Source organism: Malaciobacter halophilus, assembly GCF_002837275.1.
GTDB classification, from domain to species: Bacteria; Campylobacterota; Campylobacteria; order Campylobacterales; family Arcobacteraceae; genus Malaciobacter; species Malaciobacter halophilus.
The window spans coordinates 1-1,877 of sequence record NZ_NXIF01000001.1 but is presented as its reverse complement, the minus strand read 5'-3'; the positions used below and the strand labels follow the sequence as shown (position 1 = coordinate 1,877).

The 1,877-nt window shown below is 47.4% G+C and carries 2 tRNA genes and 1 rRNA gene; all 3 read left to right on the top strand.

The window, feature by feature from the left end:
• Window positions 1-73: 73 nt before the first annotated feature.
• The 3 genes from CP960_RS00015 (at window position 74) to CP960_RS00005 (ending at window position 1,852) form a co-directional block, all read left to right on the top strand.
• Window positions 74-1,591: ribosomal RNA gene (locus CP960_RS00015) — 16S ribosomal RNA — on the top strand.
• Window positions 1,592-1,679: 88 nt separating this feature from the next.
• Window positions 1,680-1,756, top strand: a tRNA-Ile gene (locus CP960_RS00010).
• A 20-nt stretch (window positions 1,757-1,776) separates the two neighbouring features.
• Window positions 1,777-1,852, top strand: a tRNA-Ala gene (locus CP960_RS00005).
• The last annotated feature ends 25 nt before the right edge of the window (window positions 1,853-1,877 follow it).

Genomic DNA, 1,877 nt, shown 5'->3' with positions numbered 1-1,877 from the left:
AAAAAAATTCTTCGTCTATAACACGAGTAATTAAGAGATTAATTAGTCAGAGAATTAAACATTCAAAGATAAACATTTGGAGAGTTTGATCCTGGCTCAGAGTGAACGCTGGCGGCGTGCTTAACACATGCAAGTCGAACGAGAACGGATTATAGCTTGCTATAATTGTCAGCTAAGTGGCGCACGGGTGAGTAATATATAGGTAACGTGCCTCTAAGAAAGGGATAACAGATGGAAACGTCTGCTAATACCTTATATGCCTTTAATACGAAAGTATGCAAGGGAAACGCTTTAGTGCTTAGAGATCGGCCTGTACAGTATCAGCTAGTTGGTGAGGTAAGAGCTCACCAAGGCAATGACGCTTAACTGGTTTGAGAGGATGATCAGTCACACTGGAACTGAGACACGGTCCAGACTCCTACGGGAGGCAGCAGTGGGGAATATTGCACAATGGGGGAAACCCTGATGCAGCAACGCCGCGTGGAGGATGACACATTTCGGTGCGTAAACTCCTTTTATATAGGAAGAAAATGACGGTACTATATGAATAAGCGCCGGCTAACTCCGTGCCAGCAGCCGCGGTAATACGGAGGGCGCAAGCGTTACTCGGAATCACTGGGCGTAAAGAGCGTGTAGGCGGATAGATAAGTTAGGAGTGAAATCCTATGGCTCAACCATAGAACTGCTTCTAAAACTGTCTATCTAGAGTATGGGAGAGGTAGATGGAATTTCTGGTGTAGGGGTAAAATCCGTAGAGATCAGAAGGAATACCGATTGCGAAGGCGATCTACTGGAACATAACTGACGCTGAGACGCGAAAGCGTGGGGAGCAAACAGGATTAGATACCCTGGTAGTCCACGCCCTAAACGATGTACACTAGTTGTTGCCATGCTCGACATGGCAGTAATGCAGTTAACACATTAAGTGTACCGCCTGGGGAGTACGGTCGCAAGATTAAAACTCAAAGGAATAGACGGGGACCCGCACAAGCGGTGGAGCATGTGGTTTAATTCGACGATACGCGAAGAACCTTACCTGGTCTTGACATAGTAAGAACCATTTAGAGATAGATGGGTGTCTGCTTGCAGAAGCTTATATACAGGTGCTGCACGGCTGTCGTCAGCTCGTGTCGTGAGATGTTGGGTTAAGTCCCGCAACGAGCGCAACCCTCGTCGTTAGTTGCTAACAGTACGGCTGAGAACTCTAACGAGACTGCCTGGGCAACCAGGAGGAAGGTGAGGACGACGTCAAGTCATCATGGCCCTTACGACCAGGGCTACACACGTGCTACAATGGGGTATACAAAGAGCAGCAATACAGTGATGTGGAGCAAATCTAAAAAATACCTCCCAGTTCGGATAGTAGTCTGCAACTCGACTACTTGAAGTTGGAATCGCTAGTAATCGTAGATCAGCAATGCTACGGTGAATACGTTCCCGGGTCTTGTACTCACCGCCCGTCACACCATGGGAGTTGATTTCACTCGAAGCGGGGATGCTAAGATAGCTACCCTCCACAGTGGAATTAGCGACTGGGGTGAAGTCGTAACAAGGTAACCGTAGGAGAACCTGCGGTTGGATCACCTCCTTTCAGAGAAGAGACGAAAGGGTCAAAGCTTTCGACTCGAAATATCAATATATTCAGTTTATAAAGGTTATTTAAGACATAGGTGAAGAATGGGCCTATAGCTCAGCTGGCTAGAGCGCTCGACTGATAATCGTGAGGTCCCAGGTTCAAGTCCTGGTAGGCCCACCATGAAAAGAGATAACTTTTATGGGGAATTAGCTCAGCTGGGAGAGCGCCTGCCTTGCACGCAGGAGGTCAGCGGTTCGATCCCGCTATTCTCCACCAAGAAGTCAAATATAAGTTCAAAAAA